26 protein-coding genes are annotated in these 22,854 nt (G+C 64.1%); 17 read left to right on the top strand and 9 right to left on the bottom strand.

All coding sequences use genetic code 11. From position 1 onward, the window contains the following. Positions 1-174 precede the first annotated feature (174 nt). Positions 175-633: a hypothetical protein gene (locus tag ABS769_RS02000; RefSeq protein ID WP_183086879.1), complete on the top strand. Its 459-nt coding sequence runs from the start codon at positions 175-177 to the stop codon at positions 631-633. Positions 634-986: 353 nt separating this feature from the next. Here ABS769_RS02000 and ABS769_RS01995 read toward each other — a convergent pair whose 3' ends face one another. After that, positions 987-1,733, bottom strand: coding sequence for an EF-hand domain-containing protein (locus ABS769_RS01995; protein WP_430544123.1), 747 nt, complete (start codon positions 1,731-1,733; stop codon positions 987-989). Here ABS769_RS01995 and ABS769_RS01990 point away from each other — a divergent pair. Both ABS769_RS01990 and ABS769_RS01985 read left to right on the top strand, forming a co-directional pair. Beyond that, a complete protein-coding gene (locus ABS769_RS01990; RefSeq protein WP_317060270.1) occupies positions 1,624-2,538 on the top strand; it encodes an arginyltransferase in 915 nt (304 codons plus the stop codon). The genes ABS769_RS01995 and ABS769_RS01990 overlap by 110 nt on opposite strands. 52 nt (positions 2,539-2,590) lie before the next feature. Then, positions 2,591-3,823 (top strand): endonuclease/exonuclease/phosphatase family protein, encoded by a 1,233-nt coding sequence (locus ABS769_RS01985; RefSeq protein ID WP_317060247.1) that lies wholly within the window; start codon positions 2,591-2,593, stop codon positions 3,821-3,823. 271 nt (positions 3,824-4,094) lie between these two features. Here ABS769_RS01985 and purT read toward each other — a convergent pair whose 3' ends face one another. Then, a complete protein-coding gene (gene purT / locus ABS769_RS01980) occupies positions 4,095-5,297 on the bottom strand; it encodes a formate-dependent phosphoribosylglycinamide formyltransferase (protein ID WP_317060248.1) in 1,203 nt (400 codons plus the stop codon). A 127-nt stretch (positions 5,298-5,424) separates the two neighbouring features. Here purT and ABS769_RS01975 point away from each other — a divergent pair, with 127 nt between their 5' ends. From ABS769_RS01975 to ABS769_RS01955, 5 genes are all read left to right on the top strand, one after another. Continuing rightward, positions 5,425-6,294, top strand: a complete 870-nt coding sequence (locus ABS769_RS01975) for an SPFH domain-containing protein (protein WP_006450013.1) — start codon at positions 5,425-5,427, stop codon at positions 6,292-6,294. A 9-nt stretch (positions 6,295-6,303) separates the two neighbouring features. After that, positions 6,304-6,588 (top strand): hypothetical protein, encoded by a 285-nt coding sequence (locus ABS769_RS01970; protein WP_006450014.1) that lies wholly within the window; start codon positions 6,304-6,306, stop codon positions 6,586-6,588. After that, a complete protein-coding gene (locus ABS769_RS01965) occupies positions 6,585-6,764 on the top strand; it encodes a hypothetical protein (protein ID WP_006450015.1) in 180 nt (59 codons plus the stop codon). Before ABS769_RS01970 ends, ABS769_RS01965 begins: the two co-directional genes overlap by 4 nt. Further along, positions 6,761-6,940, top strand: coding sequence for a DUF4177 domain-containing protein (locus ABS769_RS01960; RefSeq protein ID WP_023903110.1), 180 nt, complete (start codon positions 6,761-6,763; stop codon positions 6,938-6,940). The genes ABS769_RS01965 and ABS769_RS01960 overlap by 4 nt, the downstream gene beginning before the upstream one ends. A gap of 172 nt (positions 6,941-7,112) precedes the next feature. Then, on the top strand, positions 7,113-7,913 hold the full coding sequence (locus ABS769_RS01955) for a M15 family metallopeptidase (protein WP_317060250.1): 801 nt from the start codon (positions 7,113-7,115) through the stop codon (positions 7,911-7,913). A 75-nt stretch (positions 7,914-7,988) separates the two neighbouring features. Here ABS769_RS01955 and ABS769_RS01950 read toward each other — a convergent pair whose 3' ends face one another. The 5 genes from ABS769_RS01950 to ABS769_RS01930 all read right to left on the bottom strand — a co-directional run bounded on the left by ABS769_RS01950 (position 7,989) and on the right by ABS769_RS01930 (position 12,545). Further along, positions 7,989-8,663, bottom strand: a complete 675-nt coding sequence (locus ABS769_RS01950) for a DNA-3-methyladenine glycosylase family protein (protein ID WP_317060251.1) — start codon at positions 8,661-8,663, stop codon at positions 7,989-7,991. A gap of 2 nt (positions 8,664-8,665) precedes the next feature. Further along, positions 8,666-9,052 (bottom strand): DUF423 domain-containing protein, encoded by a 387-nt coding sequence (locus tag ABS769_RS01945; protein ID WP_317060253.1) that lies wholly within the window; start codon positions 9,050-9,052, stop codon positions 8,666-8,668. Positions 9,053-9,133: 81 nt separating this feature from the next. Continuing rightward, the gene (locus ABS769_RS01940; protein WP_074056929.1) at positions 9,134-10,309 is read right to left on the bottom strand and encodes an SRPBCC family protein; all 1,176 of its coding nucleotides are present in this window, start codon (positions 10,307-10,309) and stop codon (positions 9,134-9,136) included. 397 nt (positions 10,310-10,706) lie between these two features. Next, positions 10,707-11,348 (bottom strand): response regulator, encoded by a 642-nt coding sequence (locus ABS769_RS01935; RefSeq protein WP_006450021.1) that lies wholly within the window; start codon positions 11,346-11,348, stop codon positions 10,707-10,709. Beyond that, complete coding sequence (locus ABS769_RS01930; protein ID WP_006450022.1) at positions 11,349-12,545, bottom strand: sensor histidine kinase; 1,197 nt, start codon at positions 12,543-12,545, stop codon at positions 11,349-11,351. 219 nt (positions 12,546-12,764) lie between these two features. Here ABS769_RS01930 and ABS769_RS01925 point away from each other — a divergent pair, with 219 nt between their 5' ends. The 5 genes from ABS769_RS01925 (at position 12,765) to ABS769_RS01905 (ending at position 15,857) form a co-directional block, all read left to right on the top strand. Then, on the top strand, positions 12,765-13,364 hold the full coding sequence (locus ABS769_RS01925; protein ID WP_006450023.1) for a GNAT family N-acetyltransferase: 600 nt from the start codon (positions 12,765-12,767) through the stop codon (positions 13,362-13,364). Between the two features lie 3 nt (positions 13,365-13,367). Further along, a complete protein-coding gene (minC, locus tag ABS769_RS01920) occupies positions 13,368-14,114 on the top strand; it encodes a septum site-determining protein MinC (RefSeq protein ID WP_168957960.1) in 747 nt (248 codons plus the stop codon). Between the two features lie 36 nt (positions 14,115-14,150). Continuing rightward, positions 14,151-14,960, top strand: coding sequence for a septum site-determining protein MinD (minD, locus tag ABS769_RS01915; protein WP_006450025.1), 810 nt, complete (start codon positions 14,151-14,153; stop codon positions 14,958-14,960). Positions 14,961-14,962: 2 nt separating this feature from the next. Continuing rightward, the gene (gene minE, locus ABS769_RS01910) at positions 14,963-15,220 is read left to right on the top strand and encodes a cell division topological specificity factor MinE (RefSeq protein WP_005994583.1); all 258 of its coding nucleotides are present in this window, start codon (positions 14,963-14,965) and stop codon (positions 15,218-15,220) included. 133 nt (positions 15,221-15,353) lie between these two features. Then, on the top strand, positions 15,354-15,857 hold the full coding sequence (locus tag ABS769_RS01905; RefSeq protein WP_317060258.1) for a hypothetical protein: 504 nt from the start codon (positions 15,354-15,356) through the stop codon (positions 15,855-15,857). 170 nt (positions 15,858-16,027) lie between these two features. On the opposite strand, the gene ABS769_RS01900 is transcribed toward ABS769_RS01905, so the two are convergent. Together ABS769_RS01900 and ABS769_RS01895 are read right to left on the bottom strand one after the other, a co-directional pair. Further along, the gene (locus ABS769_RS01900) at positions 16,028-17,326 is read right to left on the bottom strand and encodes a sensor histidine kinase (protein WP_074056926.1); all 1,299 of its coding nucleotides are present in this window, start codon (positions 17,324-17,326) and stop codon (positions 16,028-16,030) included. Beyond that, positions 17,319-18,035, bottom strand: coding sequence for a response regulator transcription factor (locus ABS769_RS01895; RefSeq protein WP_317060260.1), 717 nt, complete (start codon positions 18,033-18,035; stop codon positions 17,319-17,321). Before ABS769_RS01895 ends, ABS769_RS01900 begins: the two co-directional genes overlap by 8 nt. Before the next feature lie 136 nt (positions 18,036-18,171). On the opposite strand from ABS769_RS01895, the gene ABS769_RS01890 reads away from it, so the two are divergent. The 4 genes from ABS769_RS01890 to ABS769_RS01875 form a co-directional block, all read left to right on the top strand. Further along, positions 18,172-19,905 carry an ArnT family glycosyltransferase gene (locus ABS769_RS01890; protein ID WP_317060272.1) on the top strand — a complete coding sequence of 578 codons (1,734 nt, stop codon included), beginning with the start codon at positions 18,172-18,174 and terminating at the stop codon, positions 19,903-19,905. 98 nt (positions 19,906-20,003) lie between these two features. Further along, entirely contained in the window at positions 20,004-20,768 is a 765-nt protein-coding gene (locus ABS769_RS01885; RefSeq protein WP_317060273.1) for a phosphatase PAP2 family protein, read from the top strand. Next, positions 20,765-22,420, top strand: a complete 1,656-nt coding sequence (locus ABS769_RS01880; protein ID WP_317060262.1) for a phosphoethanolamine transferase — start codon at positions 20,765-20,767, stop codon at positions 22,418-22,420. Before ABS769_RS01885 ends, ABS769_RS01880 begins: the two co-directional genes overlap by 4 nt. 141 nt (positions 22,421-22,561) lie before the next feature. Then, positions 22,562-22,854, top strand: a 293-nt coding sequence (locus ABS769_RS01875; protein ID WP_350498048.1) for a transposase, incomplete at its 3' end; no start/stop codon positions are given.

The following is a 22,854-nucleotide window of genomic DNA, read 5'->3' as shown; positions in this document are numbered from 1 at the left end:
CATCACAGCGTGGCTGAGCCGCATTTTTTGACTGTATCCCAATGAATTTCATTGCCACTGCTTCTCTGCGAGTATTCCAGCGGCTGTGCGACTGCAACAGTGCAGTTTCGGCACACGGCGCTTGAAAAAGACCAGGAGAGCAATGCAGTGAAAAAGATCGTGACCGCAGGCCTGATGCTGCTGAGCAGCGCTGGCGCGCACGCGGAAGGACTGACAACCTCGCCCGACGGCCAGACGCTGACCGTGAGCTTTGGAGAACCCACCGTCAAACAGGTGCTCCACTATCGCAAGATGTACGAGAAAAAGCCGTTTCCCGATGCGGAGATTTATTACTACGGCAACGGCATGTACAAGATCATTTCGCAGGGCGAGAACCACTATGGCGTCTACGTCCTGCAAGGCAGTTTCGACGACGAGACCTGCACGGTGAAGTTCATCTCACTCCCCTCTCCAGACTGGGGCAACAAAACCGCCTTCCACCAGCTGACCTTCATCCGCAGCGGCAAGGAAAACGTCTTCATTCAAAACGCCATCGTCGAGACGGGTGAAGCCATTGCGCAGCAGAACGGAACCTACACGCAGGAAAAGAACACGCTCGCCAATCCTGTCCACAAGGAGTGGCACAGCAAATGACAACCTGCGCTGGCGTCACGGTAATGCCGAGCGCCCGAATCGGCACTGGTCTTTTCGCAGGAGAGTATTCCAACGCTGCCGGGACCTGACGGCAGACCGCAGTGCTGCACCGGCCGGAACACACTGGCACATCGCGCTGCCGGTACCCGTGCGAGTTGCCATTACGGCATGAGCTCGCCTTTTCCAGCAACCGCCGAGGTGACCGCAGCGCATCCGGCAGCCCCGTGAAAAAAGCCTCCCTTGCGGGAGGCCATGGGTCGATCGGCGCCTTGTTGCATCATCCGTGTGACTGACGTCCTTACCGCTAAAGTTGACGCGGCACGTGTTCAGCCACGTGCCGCGTCAACACGTGCTCAGTTGGCCGCAGCGGGCTTGGCCGGCATCGGACGCTTGCCGTGATCACCACGCTCGCCATGCTCGCCCGGACCACGCGGACCGTGCTCGCCGCGCTGCTTGGAGGCCGCATCGAACTCGGCCTTGCTCAACTTGCCGTCCTTGTCGGTGTCGGCCTTGGCAAACCACGCATCGCGATGCTGCTGCATGCGCAACGCACGGTCGGCGCGATCGACAAAGCCGTCCTTGTTGACGTCCATCTCATCGAAACGCGCAGCGAACTTGGGCTCGGCCTTGGCTTCTTCGCGGCTGATGCGACCATCCTTGTTGGTATCGAGCTTGCTCATCCATTCACCGCGTCCACCACGCCCCGGGCCCCGATGATGCGGACGCTCATCGCGCGCCAGCTTGCCGTCCTTGTTGGTGTCCAGCGTATCGAACTGCGCAGCCAGCTTCGGATCGGCCGCCGCTTCGCTGCGGTCGATCACGCCATCGCCGTTCTTGTCGAGCTTGGCAGGACGCGGCGCATCGCCAGCGGCAGGCGGAGCGGCGAACACCGCGCCGGTGGACAGGGCGGCCAGCACGGCCAATGCGAGAAACGGTTTGCGAGACGTCATGAGAAACTCCTGGGATGTGAGAACCACACGCGGCACCTGCATGGGCCGCATCGCGTGGGTGGCGCATCCGGATCCACCGTGCGCTGCCACCAACACCCACATCAACGAGCGATCGGCACGCGCGTTGACCCGGCCACCGGCCGTATTCATCCGGCGGACAGTCGCCGCTGTTGCGACACGCAGGCGCTATCCTGCGTCCATGGCCATTCACGCCGACACCCACGACGACCTGCGCCTGTTCCAGACCGGCGAGCATGCCTGCGGCTACTGGCCGGATCGGCGTGCGCGCGACCTGGTACTGGACCCGCACGATCCGCGTCTGGGCGCAATTTATCCGCAGGCATTGGCGTGGGGATTTCGGCGTTCCGGCGATCTGGTCTACAGGCCGCATTGCGAACGTTGCCGCGCCTGCGTGCCGGTGCGCATTGCCGTGGATGCGTTCCGGCACGATCGCAGTCAGCGCCGTTGCCTGGCGCGCAACCAGGACCTGGTGGTGCGCGTGGTCGCCGCCGAGCGCACCGACGAACAACTTGCGTTGTACCGGCAGTATCTCAAGCACCGCCACCCCGGCGGCGGCATGGACGAACATGGCGCCACCGAATTCGACCAGTTCCTGATCGGCGGCTGGTCGCATGGGCGCTTTCTTGAGATACGCGAACCGGCGGTGGCGCACGCGCCAGGGCGATTGCTCGCCGTTGCGGTCACCGATGTCACCGAGCACGCGTTGTCGGCGGTCTATACGTTCTACGCGCCGGATGCCGCCGCGCGCAGTCTGGGCACTTTCGCGATCCTGCAGCAGATCCAGTGGGCGCAACGCGAGCGGCGCGCGCATGTGTATCTGGGCTACTGGATCGACGGCCACGCGAAGATGAATTACAAGCGCCACTTCAGCGCGCTGGAAGCTTACGACGGCCGTCAGTGGCGCGGGCTCCCCGCCCCTGCACCGGCAGGTTGAACCACCGGACGACGACATCGGCCTGTCGTCTCCCGCATGCGAGAATGTCGCGATGATCAAACCCATCCTGCTGCTTGCGCTGACCATGCTCTGCGCTGCTTGCGCGCATCGCGCGCCCTCCTCCGATACCGCGCCCGGCGCTTCCGCTGCCGCGCCTGAACCTGCCCGCTTGCGCATCGCGACCTACAACACCTCGCTGTATTCCGACGAGGCCGGCGGCCTGGTGCGCGAACTGCAGGGCGACAGCGCGCATGCGCGCAAGATCGCCGCCGTGCTGCAACGGGTGCGCCCGGATCTGGTGCTGCTCAACGAGTTCGATTTCGACCCCGAGCATCGCGCCGCCGATCTGTTTCAGCAGCGCTATCTGCAGGTCGCCCAGCCGGGCGGCGGCGAAGCGCTGCGCTATCCATATCGCTACCTGGCACCAGTGAATACCGGCGTGCCGAGTGGGCTGGATCTGGACAACAACGGCACTGTCGGTGGCGATGGCCGTTCGCGCGGCAACGATGCCTGGGGGTATGGGTTGCACCCTGGCCAGTACGGCATGCTGGTGCTGTCGCGCTATCCGATCGATGCACAGGCGGTGCGCAGTTTCCAGCTGCTGAAATGGAGCGCGTTGCCGGGTGCGTTGCGCCCGACCGATCCGTCCAGCAAGAAATCGTTTTATCGCGATGCGATCTGGGCGCAACTGCGGCTGTCGTCCAAATCGCATTGGGACGTGCCGGTGCGCACGCCGCTGGGCGTGGTGCACGCGCTGGTGTCGCATCCCACACCGCCGGTGTTCGACGGTGCCGAGAAGCGCAACGCCGCCCGCAATCACGACGAACTGCGGCTATGGCGCGAGTATCTGGATAACCCAAAAGACGCCGCATGGCTGTGCGACGACCAGGGCCGCTGCGGTGGTCTGCCGGCCGACGCACGCTTTGTGATCCTCGGCGATCTCAATAACGACCCGGTCGATGGCGCCGGCCGCCACGATGCGATCCGCGCACTGATCACGCATCCGCGCGTGCTGCAGTACCCCACCCCGCACAGCGACGGCGGCCCGGAAAAAACCGCCGAATACGCCGCGCTAGGCATCGCGCATAGCGGCGACCCGCAGCAGGTCACCGGCGACTTCGGCCCGCAGGCCGGCACGATGCGTCTGGACTACGTGCTGCCATCGCGCCAGTTCACCCTGATCGGCAGCGGCATCTTCTGGCCCGCGAGCAGCACGCCGGAAGCGGCGATTGCCGATGGCAGCGACCATCATGCGGTGTGGGTGGATGTGGCTGAGAAGCCGTGATTGGGGGATTCGGGATTGGGGATTCGGGATTCGAAGCATCTGGCTCTGAGCTGACTCAGGCTTCTCCTGCGGACGATCCGTTGAACAGCGGCAGCTACGGCAGGAGCACGGGGTGCTCGTGCCGCGGTATGTTGAAGACGTGCCGGGATGCGGTCGGCGCTCGTCAATGCCGGGCTAGCGCGGTCGGTGACGAGAGCGCCCACCCGAGTCGCCAGAGCAGGGAGCGGTTCTTTGCTACCGCTACAACCCCTGCCCCGACACGCATTGCGCCTCAGGCGTCCAGCCGGATCGCCAGCGCCTCAGCCGCCACACGTGCCTTCTCACGCGCAGCATCGATGCTGTCGGCACGCGCCAGCGTGACACCGACGCGGCGATGACCATCTACGCGCGGCTTGCCGAACAAACGGAGTGCGGTATCCGGGTCGCGCAGTGCATCGGCAACGTTATCGAAGGCCGGCACGCCGTGGCCGTGTGCGAGCAGTGCACACGAGGCCGATGGCCCGCTCTGACGGATCACGCCACCGTTGTCGGCACCGACCGGCAGGCCGAGAATGGCGCGCGCGTGCAGCGCGAATTCACTTAACTCCTGCGATACCAGCGTGACCAGGCCGGTGTCGTGCGGGCGCGGCGAGACTTCGCTGAACCAGACTTCGTCGCCCTTCACGAACAGCTCCACACCGAACAACCCCCAGCCGCCAAGGTCATCGGTGATCGCCTGCGCGATCTGCTGCGAGCGCTGCAGCGCGGCCGGCGACATCGGCTGCGGCTGCCAGCTTTCGCGGTAGTCGCCATCTTTCTGCCAATGCCCGATCGGATCGCAGAACGAAGTACCGCCGGCATGCCGCACGGTCAACAAGGTGATCTCGTAATCGAAGTCGATGAAGCCTTCGACGATGCAGCGACCGGCACCGGCACGCCCGCCGGTTTGCGCGTACTCCCACGCCGCATCGATGTCCGCTTCGCTGCGCAGGGTGCTCTGGCCCTTGCCCGAGGACGACATCACCGGCTTGACCACGCACGGCAGGCCGACAGCGGCGATGGCGTCGCGGTACTCGGCAGCCGTGTCGACGAAACGATACGGCGAGGTCGGCAGGCCCAGGGTTTCGGCCGCCAGACGACGGATGCCTTCGCGGTCCATGGTCAGGCGTGCGGCGCGCGCAGTCGGAATGACCTTCTGCCCTTGCTCGCGCTCCAGCGCGACCAGCGTTTCGGTATGGATGGCCTCGATCTCCGGCACGATCAGATGCGGCTGCTCTTTGGCGATCAGCGCGCGCAGTGCCTGCGGGTCGAGCATGTCCAGCACGTGCGAACGATGCGCCACCTGCATCGCCGGCGCATTGGCGTAACGGTCGGCAGCGATCACTTCCACCCCGAAGCGCTGCAATTCGATCGCCACCTCCTTGCCCAGCTCGCCCGCGCCGAGCAACAGCACGCGGGTGGCGGAAGGCGACAACGGCGTGCCGAGAGTAGTCATGAACGCGGTCCAGATCGGAAGGGGGCCGCCATTCTAACGGGCCGCCACCCAGACCGCCGGTCAGAGCCCTTGCGTCGACTGATATCAATTTGATATCTTTTTTCCACTCCCCAAGGACACCTGACTCATGAAAGAGAAGCCGATCAGCTCACTGCCGGGCATTCCCGTCATCCTCGCCGCCGGCGCGGCGTTCGCAGGCGCGGCGTGGTTCATCCTCACCTCGATGGCTGCCACCACCACAACGCCGGGCGGGTTTCTCACTTCGCTGCTGGTGGTGGCGGTGGGCATCTTCATGCTGGCCGGCCTGTACACGCTGGAGCCGAATCAGGCCGCAGTGCTGAGCCTGTTCGGCAAGTACGTCGGCACGGTCAAGGACCCGGGGCTGCGCTGGAACAACCCCTTCTATGCCAAGCGCCGCGTCAGCCAACGCGTGCGCAATTTCGAAAGCGGCCGGCTCAAGGTCAACGAACTGGACGGCAGCCCGATCGAGATTGCCGCCGTGATCGTGTGGCAGGTGCTGGACGCATCCGAAGCGGTCTACAACGTGGACGATTACGAAAGCTTCGTGCATATCCAGTCCGAAGCGGCGCTGCGCGCAATGGCCACCAGCTATCCCTACGACCAGCACGAAGACGATCAGATCTCGCTGCGCAGCCACCCGGCTGAAATCAGCGAGCAACTCAAGCGCCATCTGGACGAGCGCCTGACCCAGGCCGGCGTGGATGTGATCGAAGCGCGCATCAGCCACCTCGCCTACGCACCGGAAATCGCCCAGGCCATGCTGCAGCGGCAGCAGGCCAATGCGGTGATCGCCGCACGCACGCGCATCGTCGCCGGTGCGGTGGGCATGGTCGAAATGGCGCTGTCCGAACTGCAGAAAAATGGCGTGGTACAGCTGGACGAAGAGCGCAAGGCGCACATGGTCAGCAACCTGCTCACGGTGTTGTGTTCTGATCGTGGCACCCAACCGGTGGTCAACGCCGGCTCGCTGTATTGAGGTGATGCGATGAATGTCATGGTGCCGTTGGTGGTCGCGCTCTCCGGCTTGCCCGCGCTGGCAATCGCCGCGTCGATCGGAGCGGACGAGGACGACCGTGCGCGTGGCCTGGGCCTGCGCTGGGCGCTGATCGGCCTGGTGATCCTGATCGGTGCCGCATGCCTGTACTGGGCTGGCGACAACCGCGCCGGCATCTACGCGGTGGTGATCGGCATGCTCGTCGGCGTGAACGTGTTGATCGTCTCGATGGTGATGCACCTGCGCCGCCACAGCGGCCGCGGGGAGCGCGAGTGAACGAAAAGAAGGCCTATCCGCTGCGCATCAACGCCGACGTCCTGGCCGCCGTGCAGCGCTGGTCAGACGACGAACTGCGCAGCCTCAATGCACAGATCGAATACGTGTTGCGCGATGCGCTGCGCAAGGCCGGCCGGCTGCCGAAGCCGCGCGACGACAAGGAACCACAAGCATGAGCAAACGCTGGAACTATCTGACCATCGAGTTGAAGCCGTCGTTTATCGGCACGATCAAGAGCGAGGACATCCAGGCCGAACTGGTCAAGCAGGGCAACCTCGGCTGGGAGCTGGTCAACATCCTCATGCATATGCCGCTTGGCACAGCGCTGCTGGTGTTCAAGAAGGAACTCTGACATCGGCGCACCAGCGCGCCTCGGCAGCTGGCGCGCAGTGGCCGCTCGTGCGCTGCGTTGATGACGGACGTGGCCGCGGTGGTCGCCGAGCTCTCGCAGCCACGGCTACCCGCCGCTGTACCAGGATTTGCCTTCGCTGGCCGCGCTGGCCACTTCGGCCTACCCTGTGCCGATGCCGATACGTCCCGTGCCGACCCTGCTGCTCAATACCCGCTCTATCGAACTGGTGCCAGCCGCCCTTCTGCACGCGCGCAGCAATGCCGACGCGCGCGTGCTGGCGCAGGCCGACTGGCTGCTAAGGCGCAAGCGCGATGGGCGCTATCTGGCCGCGCAACTGGCGCAAGGGCTGATGCCGCTGATGCCGCGGCTGGCACGCGAGCCCGGCCTGGATGAGGCGCTGGATCAGTTGGATGCCGGCACGCCCCGCCTGCCGCCCCGCGCCACCACGCTCCCGATCGACGGCCTGCAACGCCGTCTGGCGCAGCTGGGCATCGCTCACGACGATTACGTCAGCCAGACCGGCCTGACGCTGATCGCCGAACCGGCCGTGCTGCAGCATGCCGGCCGCGACCGCTTCGGTCGGCCGCTCTGGCTCAGCCACGGCGCGGCCCGCGCCTGGCACCGCATGCGCATCGATGCGGCACGCACGGGCGTCCTGCTCGATGCGATCTCGGGCTATCGCAGTCACGACTATCAACTGGGCATTTTCGAACGCAAGTTCGCGCGCGGCCTCACGCTTGCCCAGATTCTGGCCGTCAACGCAGCGCCAGGCTTCAGCGAACACCATAGCGGCGATGCACTGGATATCGGCACGCCAGGCGAGCCGCCGGCCGAAGACGCCTTCGAAGCGACGCCGGCATTTGCGTGGTTGCGTACGCATGCCGCGCAGTTCGGCTTTCGCCTGAGTTATCCGCGCGACAACCCGCATGGCATCGTCTACGAGCCGTGGCACTGGCGTTGGTCGGCGACGTAAGCCGGCCGCGCGTCATGCCTCACGCGACGCAGCGCGACACGACCGCCCAGCTTGTCTGCCACCCCTGCGCGCGAGCTACTCCTGCGAGCGCGGCGTCGGCACCTTGGTCGCCACGCTGAAGTCGGCGATCTTACACAGATAGAACGCGGCGTAGCTGCGATACGGGCCCCAGCGTTCGCCGCGTGCGGCCAGTTCCTTCGGTGTCGGCATCAGCTCCTGCTTGTCCACGCGCTGCGCGCCTTTGCGCACGCCCAGGTCGTCGATCGGCAGCAGATCCGGGCGACCCAGGCGAAACATCAGCATCATTTCCACCGTCCAGCGGCCGATGCCGCGCACCGGTATCAGCGCCTGGACAATCGCCTCGTCGTCCATGAAAGCGAGCTTGCGTAACGACGGAATCTCGCCTTCCCGTTCGCGCCGCGCCAGATCGCGCAATGCCAGCGCCTTGTTGCCGGACACGCCGCAGGCGCGCAATGCCGCATCGTCGATACGAGCGAGCGTATCTACATGCAACCGCTGCGCACCGATCGCCACTTCCACCCGCGCCACGATCGTGGAGGCCGCCTTGCCGCTGAGTTGCTGGAACAGGATCGCGCGCGCCAATGCATCCACCGGATCGAACGGCTTGCGCCAGCCCGGCTGTGGCGCGATCGGGCCAATGCGCTTCATCCACGCACCCAGCGCGCGGTCGCGCCGGGTCAAGTGCGCGAACGCAGCTTCCACATCGAATCCGCGGGCATGGCGCGGCATGCTCAGCGCCTCAACGCGCCGATCGCCAGCACCACCCAGCCCAGCATCAGGCTGACCCCGCCAACCGGCGCCAGGCTGGTGGGCCACTGCAGCAGCGCACCGCCGACCAGGCTACCGGCAAACAGCAGCGTGCCGATCAACAGCAGATACAGACCGATCCGACCCAGCGCGCGCGCTTCGGTGGTGCCAAGCACGGCCAGAACCGCGCCATGCCCGAATGCGTACAGCGACGCCAGTTGCAGCCGCGATTGCAGCACTGCATCGGCCACGCCATGCGAGGCATAGGCCGACAACCCCACCGCGATGGCGGCCAGCAACGCGCCGCAGAACGCCAGCAGCGAGGGATGTTTCTTACGACGTTCGAGCAGGGACATGAGGGCAGGCTCCATTGCAGCGCCGTGGCGCAAAAAAAAACGCGCCGCAAGGCTGCGGCGCGTTTTCGTCTGGATCAACTCATCGTGGTGAAACGATTACTTGATGGCCCAGTAAACATCGTAGACACCTTCCGGCGTAAACGACTTGTCCACGCCTGCCTTCCACGACTCGTACGGACGCTCGGTCACGTCGTTGCCGTTGGTGGCAGACCAGGCACGCAGCGAGCTACGCACTGCATCCAGACCGGCCATGTGGCCTGCGTAGGTTGCATAGGCAGAGCGATGCGCCTTGGTGCGCTCGTACTTCACCGGTGCTTCGGTCGGGATATTGACCTTCAGCTCTTCGCCAGTGGCGGCGACCGGGGTTGCATCGACCGGAGCAGCGGCAGCGGCGTCGTCCTTCTTGGCAGCGTCCTTGTCCTTGGCCGCATCCGGCTTGGGAGCCGCACCGGCACGCTTGCGCACCGGCTGCACGACGTCGAAGGCGTACTTGTCGGACGCGAAGTCGGTGGTGACGATGCGCACCGGACCCGCAGCCTCAAGGCCGTTGGAATCCATCACACGCTTGATCCACTCCTGGTTGTCCTTGATCGACTTCTTGATCGTCTCGTTGTCACGATCGATGTTGCCTGCGGTGACGACCAACAGGTCCTCGGCCGGCACATCGACGATCTTGAGATCGCTCAACACCGGCTTGCCATCCAGCTCGGCGCGGTAGTCGAAATTGGGAACGGTGGCCAGTGCGGTCGCCAGGCGCGACAGACCCAGTTTCAGGTCGTCACCCACGTGGCGGCTGACATACAAGCCGGCATAACGACCGAACAGGTTCCAGCCGTACTTGACGCTGTAGTCCTGCGTGATCTTGACGTTCTTGTTGTTCTTGCCGGTCGGCACCAGAGTGAAATTGGTGACCTTGTCGTAGCCCTTGGTGGGATCGTCGATCGAAATCTCAACGCGCTCGTTCTTGACGCTGTTGGTGATCTCCCAGCTGCCCTTGCCGATGTAACCTTCGGTGGAGCTGTACTCGATACGTGCACCCTTGCCCTCTTCAGGGCCGGCCAGCTTCAGCTGGAGCTTGGGGTCACGCAGCACGAGCGGGTTCCAATCCTTGAAACGACGGAAGCTGTTCACGGTGTCGTAAACAATCGTCATTCTGCGGTTGGTCTCAACACTCTCGGACATCTGCCGCTCCGAGGGCAACACCAGGCCCACTACGACAAACAGGCCAGCCACGATCCCCAAGGCGATCAGGAACTCGATAATACGGGTCATTCAGGAGGTCTCCGGGGCCGATCCCACGGCCGGGTTGAGTGAAGCGAAGCCGCCATCCTAGCAGGCTTCGAGAAAGATGTTCAGTTGTGCGACGGGTAGCGCGGTCTTGCGGTGTCATCCAGCGCAAGACACGCCGTTGCACAGCGACGCAATCCTAATCCAGGCAGGGGTTTGGACGGATTGCGCGCCGCTATCATGCACATCGCGCGATGCCTGTGTGTGATGCAGCGATGGCATGGCGCATTCGCCCTGCTCGTCAGCCTGTTGCCATGCAGATGCACAGCAACGCGCCACGGTGAATCGCACCGCAGTGAATCAGGCACGCCCGCAGGGTGAAACGCGCCGGGCGCCGTGCCCCTCAGCGCCGACGGGGATTGGGCGCCGCCGGGCGATGCCGTCAGACCAACTGCAGCTCGAAGGCCTTCAATACCGCGCGGGTGCGATCGCGCACGCCGAGCTTGGACAGAATGTTGGAGACGTGATTCTTGATGGTGCCCTCGGCCACGCCCAGCGAATTGGCGATCTCCTTGTTGGAAAACCCGCTGGCCATCAGCCGCAGGATCTCGGTCTCGCGGTCGGTGAGCGGATCGGGGCGGTCCAGGCTGACGAACTCGTTGCGCATGTGTTCCAGGCCCGACAGCAGGCGCTGGGTCACCGCCGGCTGCACCAGCGATCCGCCACCGGCCACGGTGCGGATCGCGCCGACCAGCTGTTCCAGCGAGACGTCCTTGAGGAGATAGCCCTTGGCGCCGGCCTTGAGCCCGGCCAGTACCAGTTGGTCGTCGTCGAAGGTGGTCAGGATGATCGTCGGCGGCAGCGTGCCGTTGCGCGAGAGCATCTGCAGCGCCTCCAGCCCGGACATCACCGGCATGCGCATGTCCATCAGCACCACATCGGGCTGAATCTGCGGAATCTGCTCGACCGCCTGCTTGCCATCGGAGGCCTCGGCGACCACTTCGATGCCGTTGTCCAGCGCCAGCAGCGAGCGGATGCCCTGGCGTACCAGGGTTTGGTCGTCGACCAGGCACACACGGATCATCTAGAACACTCCTTGGGTCACGGCCGCAGGCATCAGTGCCGGCGCGCCTGGAACGGAGATGCGCAGGCCGAAGCCGTCACCCCGCCGGGTTTGAATCTCGAGCTGGCCACCATACTGGTTCAGGCGTTCGCGCATGCCGCGCAACCCGTTGCCGGGCGCCACGGTGTCGGCGCCGTGGCCGTCGTCGCGGGCGTCGATCAGCACGGTGTCGGCATCGCGGCGCACCTGGATCCACAGGTTGCGCGCACCGGCATGGCGCACCGCATTGGTGATGATTTCCTGGGTACAGCGCAGCAGCACGTGGGCGCGCTCGGGGTCGTCCAGGGTCAGCGGCTGGGCGATGTCCAGATGGATGTCCAGCGAGGGCACCTGGGTCACCAGCGGGCGCAAGGCCGCTTCCAGATCGATGGCGCCGCTGTCGCGCAGGTGGCTGACCGCTTCGCGCACGTCGGTGAGCAGCAGTTTGGCCAGCGTATGCGCCTGGCGCACGTGTTCCTGGGCCTGGCCCTCGGTGATGTGGCCGGCCACCTCCAGATTCAGGCTCAGCGCGGTGAGGTGGTGGCCGAGCAGGTCGTGCAGCTCGCGCGAGATGCGGGTGCGCTCGTTGATGCGGGCGCTTTCGGCCAGCAAGGCCCGGGTGGCACGCAATTCGGCATTGAGCCGGCGCTGTTCTTCGCGCGCATCGGTCTGCTGGCGCGCGACCAGGCTGGTCACGAAGATGAACATTGAAAAGCCGCCGTACAACAGCGACTGCATCAGCGCGGCGAACAGGGTGAAGTCCGGGCGCAGGTAATAGAACACCGGCAGCACCGCCAGCTGGCTGAGCACCAGCCAGGCCACGCCGATGCGCAGCGGCAGCAGCCACGGGATCACCCCGGCCGCCACCATCATCAGAATGCTGCCCAGCCCGGTTCCGCTCAGATAGCTGACCGCCAGCGCGAAGATGGTGAGCAGCAGCAGAATCAGCCGGTCGTACCAGTGCGCGTGGCCGCCGCTGTTCAAACCGCGGGTCAACCAGAAGTAGCTGGCGCCGAAACCGACGAAGAACCCCGACATCAGCAGGGCTTCGGCCACGCTGCGGTGGTCGCCCTCTTCGGCAACCGGCCAGTAGGTGTACACCAAGGGCATGGCGATCATCGCCCAGGTGAACAGGCCGGCGAAGCGCAGGACGCGCGTATGACTGAGGTATCCCAACATGTACGCATCTTAGGCGTAACGCGCGGCCCTGCCCTCTTGCCGGAAGTCATGCATCGGCGCGTTGGCAACAAGTTGCACTCCGACATCGGCACGCCGCTGCCGCCTCCTCGTCCGCATGCCCAGCGCAGAGCGCATGCCGGGTCGCCGCTTCAGGCCACGCATGTAATAATCCGACGCAGATCCGATTTCGGGTCGAGAGCGTTACCCCACGGAGTCCCAATGTCGATCGTTATCCGCGACGTGCGCGAGCACGAGCTCGATTCCGTCCTGGCCCTGAACAACAATGCCGGACTGGCAATCCTGCCGCTGGATCCAAACAAGCTGCAGCGCTTCTACGAGCAGGCCGAATATTTTCGCGTCGCCGAGCGCGACGGCAACCTGGCCGGGTTTCTGGTCGGGTTCGGTAGCGGCAGTGCGCATGACAGCAGCAATTTCGCCTGGTTCCGGGACCGTCATCCGGAATTTTTCTACATCGACCGCATCGTGGTCGCCAGCCGCCGTCGCGGTGGTGGCGTCGGGCGTGCGTTCTATGCCGATGTGCAGAGCTACACCGAGTTGCGCTACCCGCAACTGGCCTGCGAGGTGTTCCTGGACCATGGCGCCGATGCGGCGTTGTTGTTCCATGGCAGCTTCGGCTTCCGCGAGGTCGGCCAGAACACCATGGCCGATGTGGAAGTGCGCGCCAGCATGCTGATGAAAGACATGTGCAGCTATCCCTGGGTCAAGGAGACCTATGGCGGCAAGTTGCCCGAGCAGTTGCCGTGGGTCGGCCGGCCGCGTCACGCCGCTGCCACCGACAACGCATCGACGGGGAGCTGAGGCGTGGCGAGTGTGAATGTGGATTTTGAACAAGCCGGCGAACTGAAGATCGGCCAGGTGGGTATCGCCAATTTGCGCGTGCGCACGCTGGATGTGCCGCGCCTGCTGCGCGAGATGCAGGAACGGGTGACCCGCGCGCCCAAGTTGTTCGGGCGTGCGGCGGTGATCCTGGATTTTGGTGGGCTGTCGCAATTGCCCGACGTGACCACCGCCAAGGCGCTGCTGGATGGTCTGCGTGCGGCCGGCGTGCTGCCGGTTGCATTGGCCTACGGCACCAGCGAGATCGATCTGCTGTCGCAACAGCTCGGCGTGCCGCTGCTGGCCAAGTTCCGTGCGCAGTACGAACCCACTGCAGTGAGCCCACCGCCGCCACCGCCGCCACCTGCACGCGCCGAACCCGCCGCGCCTGTCGTGCGCCCGGCACCTGGCCGCATGCAACGCAACGCGGTGCGTTCGGGACAGCAGCTGTATGCGGAGAACTGCGACCTGACCGTACTCAGTACGGTGGGTGCCGGCGCCGAGGTGATCGCCGACGGCAGCATCCATATCTACGGTACCCTGCGCGGCCGCGCGTTGGCCGGTGCGCAAGGCAATACCGACGCGCGCATCTTCTGCCGCGATTTCCACGCCGAACTGGTCGCCATCGCTGGCCACTACAAGGTGCTGGACGATGTCCCCATGGAACTGCGTGGCAAGGCCGTCCAGGTCTGGCTGGAGCAGGATCAGATCAAGATCGCTGCGCTGGACTGACGCAGCCCAACCACTGAAATATTTCGGAGAAATCCTTTGGCTGAAATCATCGTAGTCACCTCCGGCAAGGGCGGCGTCGGCAAGACCACCACCAGCGCGAGCCTGGCCTGCGGGCTGGCAAAGCGCGGCAAGAAGGTCGCCGTCATCGACTTCGACGTCGGTCTGCGCAACCTGGACCTGATCATGGGCTGCGAGCGGCGCGTGGTGTACGACTTCGTCAACGTCGTGCATGGCGAAGCCACGCTCAAGCAGTCGCTGATCAAGGACAAGCGCTTCGACAACCTGTACGTGCTGGCTGCCTCGCAGACCCGCGACAAGGATGCACTCACCCAGGAAGGCGTGGAGAAGGTGCTCAAGGATCTGGTTGCCGACGGCTTCGAGTACATCGTCTGCGACTCGCCGGCCGGCATCGAAAAAGGCGCGTTCCTGGCGATGTATTTTGCCGACCGCGCGGTGGTGGTGGTCAACCCGGAAGTGTCTTCGGTGCGCGACTCCGACCGCATCATCGGCCTGCTCGATTCCAAGACCCGCAAGGCCGAGGAAGGCAAGACCGTTCCTGCGTTCCTGCTGCTGACCCGCTACAGCCCGGGCCGCGTGGAAGGCGGCGAAATGCTCAGCATCACCGACGTGGAAGAAGTGCTCGGCCTCAAGGCCATCGGCATCATTCCCGAATCCGGCGATGTGCTCAACGCTTCCAACAAGGGCGAGCCGGTGATCCTGGATGCCGAGTCGCCGGCCGGCATGGCGTACGACGACGCGGTCGCCCGCATCATGGGCGAAGACCGCCCGATGCGATTCACATCCGTGGAGAAGAAAGGCTTCTTCAGCAAGCTGTTCGGAGGGTAAGCATGGGCCTGCTCGATTTTCTCAAGAGCAAGAAGAACACCGCCGAGACGGCCAAAAACCGCCTGCAGATCATCATTGCGCAGGAGCGCAACCATCGCGGAGGTCCGGACTACCTGCCGCTGCTGCAGCGCGAATTGCTGGAAGTGATCAAGAAGTACGTCAACATCGATGCCGATGCGGTACGGGTTGATCTGGTCAAGGACGGCGAACACGATGTGCTGGATATCTCGGTCGCGTTGCCGGAAGACGGCGACAAGTAAGAGTGGCTGGCAAAACGACTGCGATCACCGCCAGGCTGCTCGCGACGTTGTGTTGGCCACTCCACATCCTCTGGACGGCACCGTGTTTGCACGGTGCCGTTTTAATGTGTGACCCGACCGCGAGCTCTCCCGCGTGACCATCGATTCTTCTTCCGCATTCGACTCCGAATCCGAATCTGCCACTGTGTTGTGCGTGGCCGATATCGGCCTGGACGCACCCGCCGCGCTGCTCGCACGTTATGGCCTGCGCCTGCATCGCGTGGATGCGGGCGCGCCGATACCGGGCAGTTTCTGGGGCGAGCCGGAAGCCGGCATCATCGGTTGCGATGTCTACGTGCGCGACGACACGCCAGTGCATTCGCTGCTGCATGAGGCCGGGCATCTGATCGTGTTGCCGGCAGACAAGCGTGCCGCCGTGCATACCGATGCCACCGACTCGGTGGATGAAGAAGACGCGACCTGTTATCTGCAGATCCTGCTGGCCGAGCAGTTACCCGGCGTGGGCAGCGCGCGCCTGATGACCGACATGGATACCTGGGGCTATACGTACCGGCTGGGATCCACGCGTGCATGGTTCGAGCAGGATGCGGAGAATGCGCGTCGCTGGTTGAGTGAGCGCGGGTTGTTGCCGGCTTAAGTGCTGCGCGGTCTTGATAAAACTGCGGATTCGCGATTCACGCTACTGACGTAGTCGGCGATGCAGCGTGGTTCGTCTTGCAGTTTTTTTCTTGATCGAGAGGCACTCAGCAGCTCGCGCACGGCCGCCGATGCGATGAGCGCTACGCGCACAACACGCATCGCGACTATTTATCCCTGCAGCCCGGTCGCAATCGTCGAGCCGGACAGATCCAGCGTCGCCACCGTGCCCTGCCCTGCGCTGGAATCCAGATGCAGATGCCAGCCCAGGTGCTCGCATAGGCGCCCGATCAACTCCAGCCCGATGCCGTTGCCCTGGCGTGCATTGCCGCGTGCCAGCCGCGCATAGATGGCACTGATTTCTTCCGGCGTCATGCCATGGCCCGGGTCGGCGATGCGCACCACGCCTGGTGGAGAGAGCGAGACGCGGATGATGCCGCGGTCGCTGTTCTCGATCGCGTTGCGCAGCAGGTTGCCGATGGCGGTCTGCACGATGGCTACCGGCGCGGTCAGGCTGCACGCCGGCAATGGGTCGATGAGCACCTGCAGATCCTTGTCGGCACATAGATGCGCGTGGTCGGCGACGATCTCCGGCAATAGCTGATCCAGGCGCAGCGTGTCGTTGCCGCAGCTCAGCCGTCCGGGGTCCTTGGCCAGCACCAGCAACAAGGTGATCAGCTGTTCCACCGCACCGCTGGTATGCGCGATGCGCTCGAGCTGATGACGCACCGCAGGCGGTGTACCGGGCTGTTCCAGCGCCAGTTCGGCGGCGTTGCCGATCACCGCAATCGGGGTGCGCAACTCATGGCTGGCGCTGTCGATGAAGGCGCGTTCGCGCTCCACGAACTGGCCGTTGCGCTCGAGATAATCGTTGAGCGCATCGGCGATGACGTACAGCTCGGCACTGCCCTGCGGGCCCACGGCGATACGTTGCGCGCGCCGCTCCGGGCGCAGCGCGCCGATATCGCGTGCCAGCTCGACCAACGGCCGCACCAGCCGCGCCATCGCATAGGTGCCCATCACCAACGTGACGCTGATCAGCGCGATGCCCGCGGCGAGCATCCAGCGGGTGAGAAATTTTTCCAGCGCTTCGAAATCGGTGATGTCCAGCACCAGCGCCAGGCGACCGGCCTGCGCGGTGTCGCGCACCATCACCGCACTCTGGCGGCCGGCGATTTCCAGTTCGTCGTGCAGGCCAGGATGCAAAGTGCGCAACACCGGCGGCAGCGCCGCACTGTCATCGACGCGGTACAGCCGCAAGGTGTCCGAATCCTGCCAGCGGTAACCCGGATCCTGCGCGCTGCGGTCCAGAATGCTGTCCAGTTCGGAGTTGAGCAGCGAGCGCCACACGCCGTGTTCGGCGCGCTCGTGCAGATACTGCGCGGTGCCGAACACCGCCAGCGTCATCAACAACGTGTAACCGAACAACCACACCAACACGCGGCGGCCCAACGGTCGCTGCTTAGCCATCGATGGATTCGCCTGTGGCAAGCGCGCTGGCGCCATCCAGCACCGCCAGCCGGTAGCCGAGCCGCGGCAAGGTGTGGATCAACTTCTGCGCAAACGGGCCGTCCACGCTGCGGCGCAATTCGTAGATATGCGAGCGCAGCATGTCGCCATCGGGTGGGTCGTCGGCCCACAACGATTGCTCCAACCGTTGCCGGGTGACGGCGGCGGGGCTGGCCTGCATCAGCACTTCCAGCAATTTGCGGCAGGCCGGATACAGATGCAGCACCTGGCCGGCGCGGGTGGCTTCCAACGTGGACAGATCCAGCCGCAGGTCGGCCACCTGCAGCAGCTTGCCGCGACGACGGCCGTGCGCGCGCGCCAGCAAGGCCTCGATGCGCACTTCCAGTTCGGGCAGCGCGAAGGGCTTGGTCAGGTAGTCGTCGGCTCCGGCGCGGAACCCGGCGATCTTGTCGGGCAGCTCGTCGCGCGCGGTGAGCATGATCACCGGTAACTCGGACTGATGCTGCTCGCGCAGGCGGCGCAGCACTTCTGGGCCGTCCATGCGCGGCATCATCCAGTCCAGCACCAGCACGTCGTAATGCTGGGTGGTGGCCAGGTGCAGCCCGGTGACGCCGTCCGGCGCGGCGTCCAGGGTGTGCCCGCGCGCTTCGAAATACTCGAACAGATTGGCAACCATGTTGCGGTTGTCTTCGATGACCAGCAGCCGCATGAGCAGGTTTCCAGGGCGGCCCGGCAGGGGCGATTTGCGCATCCTAACCGAGCCTGGCCAAACGCAACCGTTACCGGTGCTTCCGACAGAATTCCGACCTGCTTGCCGGATAGTGTTCCGCCACTTTTATCAGAGCGTGCGCGTGCCGCCTGTCATTTCTGCCGCTGTGTCCCGTCAACGCATGCTGCTGGTTGCGCTGGCGCTGATCGTTGTCAGTCTGCTGGCCGGCCTTGGCTTACGTCAGCCCAATCCGCCGGACGAGCCGCGCTTTGTGCTGGCCGCACGCGGCATGGTCGAGACCGGGCAGTGGCTGCTGCCGCATCGCGGTAGCGAGCTGTATGCCGAAAAACCACCGGTGTTCATGTGGTTGCAGGCCGCCAGTTATCAGTTGGTGCCGCACTGGCCGGTCGCCTTCTTGCTGCCTTCGCTGCTGGCGGCACTGGCCACGCTGTGGCTGACCTGGGACCTGACGCGGCGGTTATGGAATGGGCGCGTGGCGCGCCATGCGGTGCTGGCCTTGTTTGCGGTGCTGCAGTTCGGCCTGATGGCCAAGCGTGCGCAGATCGACATGGTGCTGGTGGCGCTGACCACGCTGTCGTTGTGGGGGATGCTGCGGCATCTGCTGCGCGGGCCGGACTGGCGCGCGTGGACGCTGGGAGTATTCGCGGCCGGCGTGGGAACGGTGACCAAGGGCGTGGGCTTTTTGCCACTGCTGCTGTTGCTGCCGTGGATGGCGCTGCCGCGCAAGCACTGGAGTGTGTTGCCGGCACGTGCGCAGGCAGGGCGCAGCGGGTTGTTGGTACTGCCGGCGTTTCTGGCCGGCACTGCGGTGTGGCTGGGGCCGCTTTGCATCGCGCTACTGCAGAGCAACGACCCGGTGCTGCATGCGTACGCGCATGAGTTGTTGTTCAAGCAGACCGGCACCCGTTACGCACACGCGTGGCATCACGTAAAGCCGGTCTGGTACTACCTGCAGGTGATCGCCACGCTGTGGTTGCCCGGCTGCCTGTTGTTGCCGTGGCTGCTGCCGGCGTGGTGGCGACGACTACGGCGCGGCGATCCGCGCTATGTGCTGTTGCTTGCCTGGAGCGTGTTGGTGCTGGTGTTCTTCAGCGCCAGCCCGGGCAAGCGTGAGGTGTATATCTTTCCGATGCTGCCGGCGTTGTGTATTGCCGCCGCACCGCTATTGGCCGGGCTGCTGCGCAAGCGCGGTATCCGCGTGCTGCTGAGCGGCTATGTACTGCTGCTTGCAGTGGCCGCACTGGCATTGGGTGTCGGGATCGCATTGCATCTGCATTGGGCGGAAAACACGGCGCTCAAGCGCGGAATGGATCTGGCCTCGATGCAATCGGTGGGTGTCTGGTTAATCGCCCTGGGCGTGATCGGCCTGGCAGCGATCGCATGGTCGCGCGGCAAACGCGCCGGCACTGCGGTGGTGGTGGTGACCGCAGCACTGTGGATCGTATACGGCCTAGGTTTGATGCCGGCATTGGATCCCTATAGCTCGGCCGCGCGATTGATGCAGCGTGTCGGTCAACGCATCGGCCCGGATGCCGAGCTCGGCATGCTGGCCTGGCGCGAGCAGAACATGCTGCAGGCGGATCGGGCAGTGACCGACTTCGGCTTCAAGGCATCTTGGCAACAGCAATGGGACAAGGCCGGTCCGTGGCTTGCACGCGCGCCGGAGAAACGTTGGTTATTCGTGCTCAAGCAGGCTGTACCGGCGTGTATCGCTCCGGCGCAGCGCATCGATATCGGCGAATCCAATCGCAATCAATGGCAACTGGTGCCGGGCACCGCGTGGCACGCCGGTTGCATCGCCACTGCGTCCGACACCGAACAAACCGGTAGCGATGGCGATACAGACTGAATGCTCGGTGTCGATTAACGGCTGAGCAACTCCGGTCCGACCGCTCTCCGACATCCGGGTTTCGAAGATGCCGGGCAATGACACAGACCGACATGCCGATGAGCACGCTTCCCGTCCATGCGCCAGTTCTGGTGCGCATCGCCCCTGATGTGCGGGCGCGTTTTTTTGTTCGCCATCTATGGATGCCGCTGATGGGTGTGCTGTTGCTCAGCGCACTGCTGATGGGCGCCGGTGGCGACCAGTGGATTGCCGATGTGCTGTATCGCCTGGAAGGCGGGCAATGGCTGCTCAAGGAGCATTGGTTTACCAGCGGCGTTATGCATCGCGCCGGCAAATGGTTGAGCACAACTGCAGGAGTCTGCGTGTTACTGCTGGCTGTGGCCGCTTGGTTTACTCCACGCAGGCGTGCATTGCGTTGGCCACTGACGTATCTCGCTGCATCGATCGCACTGTCGACCTCGCTGGTGTCGCTCCTTAAATCATGGACAGCGATGGATTGCCCCTGGGATTTGAGCCGTTATGGCGGTACGCAGGCAATGATCGGTTTATTTGAATCACGCCATGGCATTGCTGCGTCCGGGTGTTTTCCCGCCGGCCATGCAAGCGCCGGTTATGCGTGGGTGGCCCTGTATTTTTGCGCGCTGTCTCTACGTCCTGCATGGCGCTTTACGGGTTTGTTTACAGGTCTAGCAGCAGGTCTCATTTTCGGTATTGCACAACAACTGCGCGGCGCGCATTTTCTCTCGCACGACCTATGGTCGTTGGCGGTGTGTTGGGTGAGCGCACTGGCACTTTACTGCGTGATGCTGGCTCGGCCGCATCGCGCGCGCGGTTTGATGTTGCAATCGGGGGATGCAGCATGAGTACCTGGCTACCGGAGCCGCAAGGGCAAGCGCGCCCGCGTGCGCTGACCTGGAGTACCCGGCCGACCGTATCGACCGAGACACTGGTCTTGCTGTCGAGCCTGTTTTTCGCCTTGGTGTGCAACCAGCTGTTCTGGCGCACGGCGATGGCGACGCATCCAGGCAGCATTGGATTTGCCATCTCGTTGATGGCGTTGTTGCTGGCCGTGCATGCCCTGCTGTTGGGCTTGCTGGTCTGGCGCTGGAATGCGAAACCGCTACTGACGGTGCTGCTGTTCACCACCGCATTGGCTGCGCATTACATGGACAGCTACAACGTCTATCTGGATGCGGACATGCTGCGCAACGTGCTGCATACCGACCACAAGGAATCGCGCGAACTGCTCACCCCTGGCTTGATCCTGCCGCTGGTGTGCTACTTCCTGATCCCGACAACGCTGTTGTGGCGCAGCCGCTTACGCGCACGCAGCACCGGCAGGTCGCTGGCGATTCGCGCCGGCTTTCTGCTGCTGGTGGCAGTGATGGGCGCGGCGGGCACCATGCTGTCGTTCCAGGATATTTCCGCGTTGATGCGCAATCACCGCGAGGTGCGTTACCTGGCCACGCCAATTAACTATATCGTTGCGTTGCGACAGAACCTCAAATCCGATTCGCCGATCAAGCACGCACCCAAACAGCCGATCGAGCACGATGCAATGGCCACGCCACGCACAGCCGGCAGTCGCCCGCGTTTGCTGCTGGTGGTCCTGGGCGAAACCGCACGTGCGCAGAACTGGGGCCTCAATGGTTACGCACGCCAGACCACGCCGGAGCTGGCGCAGGCCGGGGTGATCAACTTCCCCGACATGCATTCGTGCGGCACCAGCACCGAAGTCTCGGTGCCCTGCATGTTCTCGCCGTTTGGCCGGCGCGATTACAACGAAGACATGATCCGCGGCCATCAGTCGCTGCTGCATGTCCTCGATCACGCCGGCATTTCCACGCTGTGGCGCGACAACCAGTCTGGCTGCAAGGGCGTATGCGATGGCCTGGAGCTTCAGAAGCTGGACGATGCCACCACACCGGGATTATGTGCCGACGGCCGCTGCATGGACGAGATTCTACTCAGCGACCTTGCCGCGCAGGTGCGCGCCAAGCCCGGCGATCGCGTCGTGGTGCTGCATCAACTGGGCAGCCATGGACCGAGTTACTTCGAACGCTACCCGGCGCATTTCGAACGCTTCAAACCTGTGTGTAAAACCGCCGATCTGGGCAGCTGCAGCCGCCAGGACATCGTCAATGCCTACGACAATTCCATCGGCTATACCGACCATTTTCTCAATCAGGCCATCCACGCGCTGCGCGGTTTGCAGGACTACGACACCGCGATGATCTACGTCTCCGATCACGGCGAATCACTCGGCGAAAAAGGCCTGTATCTGCATGGCGTGCCATATGCGATCGCGCCCAAGGAGCAGACCCACGTGCCGATGGTGATGTGGTTCTCGCCGGAGTTCGCGCGCGATCGCGGCCTGGATGAAACCTGCCTGCGTCACCGCGCCGGTCAGTACACCGATCACGATGCCTTGTTCCCCTCGATCCTGGGTCTGATGCAGGTCAAAACCAGTGTCTACGCACGCGAGCGCGATCTGTTTGCACAATGCGCAGGATGAACGCAGTTTGGATATTTCAAAGTCGGAACCGGTGAGAAGATCACGCCTGCCGCGTTAGTTCGCGTACGGATGGACGAGTCCAGAGCAAAAAGCAATTAGGGCCTGTTAACACTAATGGCCCGAGCGATTAAACTATCGTGCATGGAGATCACGCCAGCACAATTTTCTCTGATCGAACACTGCCTGCCGGCGCAGCGCGGCAATGTCAGCATGACCAACCTGCAAGTGGTCAACGCCATCCTTTACGTTGCCGAGCATGGCTGCAAATGGCGCGGCCTACCCAAGCGCTTTGGCAACTGGCATACGGTCTACACGCGCATGAACCGTTGGGCCAAGGCGGGTGTGCTGGACCGGATGTTCGCCCAATTGCAGAAATCCCAGATCGTGCGCATCAAAATCGAAGCAGTCTCGCTGGACTCCACCAGCGTCAAGGT

It is taken from the genome of Xanthomonas hortorum, assembly GCF_040279205.1.
Taxonomy (GTDB): Bacteria; Pseudomonadota; Gammaproteobacteria; order Xanthomonadales; family Xanthomonadaceae; genus Xanthomonas; species Xanthomonas hortorum_F.
The sequence above is the reverse complement of the archived record's forward strand: the minus strand, read 5'-3'. Positions and strand labels throughout refer to the sequence as shown.